Genomic DNA, 3,562 nt, shown 5'->3' on the forward strand with positions numbered 1-3,562 from the left:
CCCCCCCGTGGCCGTGGTGCGCTATCTTTGATAAATACCTTTGCGCACATTTACTTGCTTGTTCCCTGCGCGAAGCAGTACCGCCTGCCATAGGAAGATGAGTCATCCCAGTGCCCGAATTGCCATTGAAACTCGTATCACGACGCGCATTGCTGACCGGTACATTGGCGACTACCGCACTGGCACTGACCGCCTGCACCGGAAATTCGGGGCCCGCGGCCTCCGCTTCGCCCACAGCCTCGGCCAGCGCACCGCGCATTCCCCGGACCCTGCGCTTGGCAGCAGCCGCTCCCCCGGTCAAGCTGGATCCGGCCATCGTGGCGGATAATGAATCCTTCCGGATCACCCGCCAGGTGTACGAGACGCTGGTCGATATCGATCCCGATACCGGTGGCGCGGTAGCCGGCCTGGCCGAATCCTGGACCGAAAGCCCTGATGGCTTGCGCTACACCTTCACCCTGCGCGAAGGCGTGCTCTTCCACGACGGCACCGAATTGACCGCAGAAGCAGTTGTCGCCAACTTCAACCGCTGGGAAAGCTTGTCCCCGCAGCTGCGCGCTTCATCCAGCCAGGGCTTTGCCAATGTTTTCCACTTCGACAGCGACATCCCCAAGCTTCCAACCGCCAAGGAACTCGAAGAAGAGTTCAAGAGCGCTGCCGACGCCAGCGAAGAGGAACTGGCCACCCAGCAGCTACGCACCAAGCAGCTTGAAGAGCTGACCAAGAAGTTCGACACCAAGCTCTTCGAGGGCAAGTCCGCAGCCGGTTCCGCCAGCTATTTCGAATCCGTCAAGGCAACTGGCAAGTACCTGGTCGCCTTGAATCTGCGCCGCCGGCTGCCAGGGCTGATCGAAGCGCTGACCTTGCCGGGCATGGCCATTGCCGCGCCCAGCGCGTTGACCGGCGGCCCCGGGCAGAACCCGGCCGAGTCGCTCTCCACCCACCCGGTAGGTACCGGGCCATACACTTTCGTTTCCCATGAGGACAATGTGGTGCGCCTGGAGATCTTCAAGGACTATTGGAATCAACCGCGGCTGTCCAATAACACCGCGCATCCCGAGGTTGCGCTGATCTCTGCTGTTCCTTCGCCCTACAACCGCGAAGGCGCGCTGCTGGCCGATGAAATCGACGGCTTCGACATGGTCTCGGTGGACATCATGCGCACCCTGGTTCGCAATGCCAAGGTGGTTGTCCAGCGCGATCCCTTCTCCGTGCTCTACCTCGGCATGAACCAGCGCAATAAGTGGCTGGCCAAGCCGGAATTCCGCATGGCCATTGCGCACGCGGTCAACCGCAGCTCGCTGGCTGAGAAGCTGTTCCTGCAAGGGTCCAAGCACGCTTCGACCCTCTTGCCCTCTGCCTTGAGCATTCCGGCACCGGAAGATACGCCGAACCACGATGCGTCGAAGGCCAAGACCTTGCTGGCCGAGCTGGGTTACAAGGGCGAACAGATCGAGTTCGCCTACCCGCTACAGGTTTCGCGCAACTATCTGCCGCTGCCTGAACGCACTTTCGCGCAGATCGCCGAGGACCTCGCCGCAGTGGGGATCCGCATCAAGCCGCGCCCGATTGCATGGACCGACGGCTACGTGCAGACCGTGCAGTCCAAGGACTTCGAGGGACTGCACCTGCTGGGCTTCTCCGGCGGCTACCGTTCGGCAGACGACTTCCTTTCCGGCATTTTGGCGGCCAAGGAGAATGAGTTCGGATACACCTCGACGTTACTTGACTCACAGATCATGCTGGCCCGTTCCATCCCTTCCGGGGAGGAACGGACCGCCGCCTATGCCGATATCCTCAAGACCCTGAACGCGGATCTGCCCGCGCTCCCACTGGTCTTTCCGATCTCTGCGCTGGCGTTTAACGGCAACGTCACCTTCTATCCGCCCTCGCCGATGCTCAACGAGTGCTACGCGGATGTGCAGATGGCAAACTCGCCGTCTATCTCAAGTTAGTGACCGTTAACCCAGTTAACGATTTCTAACCCCCGGGGATATAGGTCTACTCTGGGAGAGAGCAAAGTATCACTGTCGATGGAGATCCTCGTGCCTTCTGAAACGTCAACCGAATCTTTTGACGTAGTACTAATCGGTGCCGGCATCATGAGTGCCACCCTTGGCACCATGATCAACCAGCTGGAACCAACCTGGTCCATTGGTCTTTTCGAGAACCTGGACAAGGCCGGGCAGGAATCCTCCTCCCCTTGGAACAACGCAGGTACCGGCCACTCGGCACTGTGCGAACTGAACTACACCGCTGCCAAGGCTGACGGATCGGTCGATCCGGCCAAGGCCATTGGCATCAACGAGCAGTTCCAGGTTTCCCGCCAGTTCTACTCGTGGGCCGTCGAGAACAACCGCGTTGCCGACAATAGCTTCATCAACGCCCTGCCGCATATGTCCTTCGTCATCGGCGAGGACCACTCCAAGTACCTGCAGACCCGCTACGAGGCACTGAAGCCCAATGCGTTGTTCGAGGAACTGGAAATCACCAACGACCTGGACACCATCAACCAGTGGACCCCGCTGGTGGCCAAGGGCCGCGATGCCTCGCAGAAGGTTGCCGCATCCCGCGTTGTCTCCGGCACCGATGTCGACTTCGGCCGCCTGACCCGGGACCTGACCGACTCGCTGGGCGCCGCTGGCGCCTCGGTGAACTACGGCCACAAGGTTAAGGGCATCAAGCGTTCGGGCGCCGGCTGGGAACTGAGCGTCAAGGACAACGCTTCGGGCGCAGTCAAGAACGTCAAGGCCAAGTTCGTGTTCGTCGGTGCCGGCGGTGGCGCACTGCCGCTGCTGCAGAAGGCTGGCATCGACGAGATCAAGGGCTTCGGCGGCTTCCCGGTCTCCGGGCAGTTCCTTCGCTGCACCGATGAGACCGTCATCAACCAGCACCACGCCAAGGTCTACGGCCAGGCTTCGGTGGGCGCTCCTCCAATGTCGGTACCGCACCTGGATACCCGCTTTGTCGACGGCAAGCGCTCGCTGATGTTCGGCCCCTACGCCGGCTTCTCGATGAACTTCCTGAAGTCCACCGGCCAGCTGGATCTCCCCTTGTCCCTGCGCCCGCACAACATCATCCCGATGCTGGCTGTCGGCAAGGACAACCTGGATCTGACCACTTACCTGATCAAGGAAGTTCTCAAGTCCCGCTCCAAGAAGGACGAGGCGCTGGCCGAGTACTTCCCGGATGCAGACGGTTCCAAGTGGGAGCTGATCACCGCTGGCCAGCGCGTCCAGGTCATCAAGAAGGATGCCAAGAAGGGCGGCGTGCTGCAGTTCGGCACCGAGGTCATCACCTCCTCGGACGGCTCGATCTCCGGCCTGCTCGGCGCTTCGCCAGGCGCTTCGACCGCTACCCCGATCATGGTCGGGCTGCTGTCGCGCTGCTTCCCCAAGCAGTTCGCAGGCTGGGAGTCGAAGCTCAAGGACATGATTCCTTCCTACGGCCAGAAGCTGAACGAGAACCCAGCACTCTACGCTGAGGTCAAGGCAGCCACCGACAAGTCCCTGGGACTGTAGGCACCACGCACAACGAGAACCGCCCCCCCGCATTGGTGGGC

General features: G+C 61.2%; 2 protein-coding genes. Both read left to right on the top strand.

Translation table 11 applies throughout. The features are described 5' to 3' along the window. Nucleotides 1-110: 110 nt before the first annotated feature. Nucleotides 111-1,955 (top strand): ABC transporter substrate-binding protein, encoded by a 1,845-nt coding sequence (locus tag ACNPM8_RS18125; protein WP_448940390.1) that lies wholly within the window; start codon nt 111-113, stop codon nt 1,953-1,955. Nucleotides 1,956-2,027: 72 nt separating this feature from the next. After that, nucleotides 2,028-3,521 carry a malate:quinone oxidoreductase gene (locus ACNPM8_RS18130; RefSeq protein WP_400290994.1) on the top strand — a complete coding sequence of 498 codons (1,494 nt, stop codon included), beginning with the start codon at nt 2,028-2,030 and terminating at the stop codon, nt 3,519-3,521. Nucleotides 3,522-3,562: the final 41 nt, after the last annotated feature.

The sequence above is a fragment of the Glutamicibacter sp. AGC46 genome (assembly GCF_053543715.1).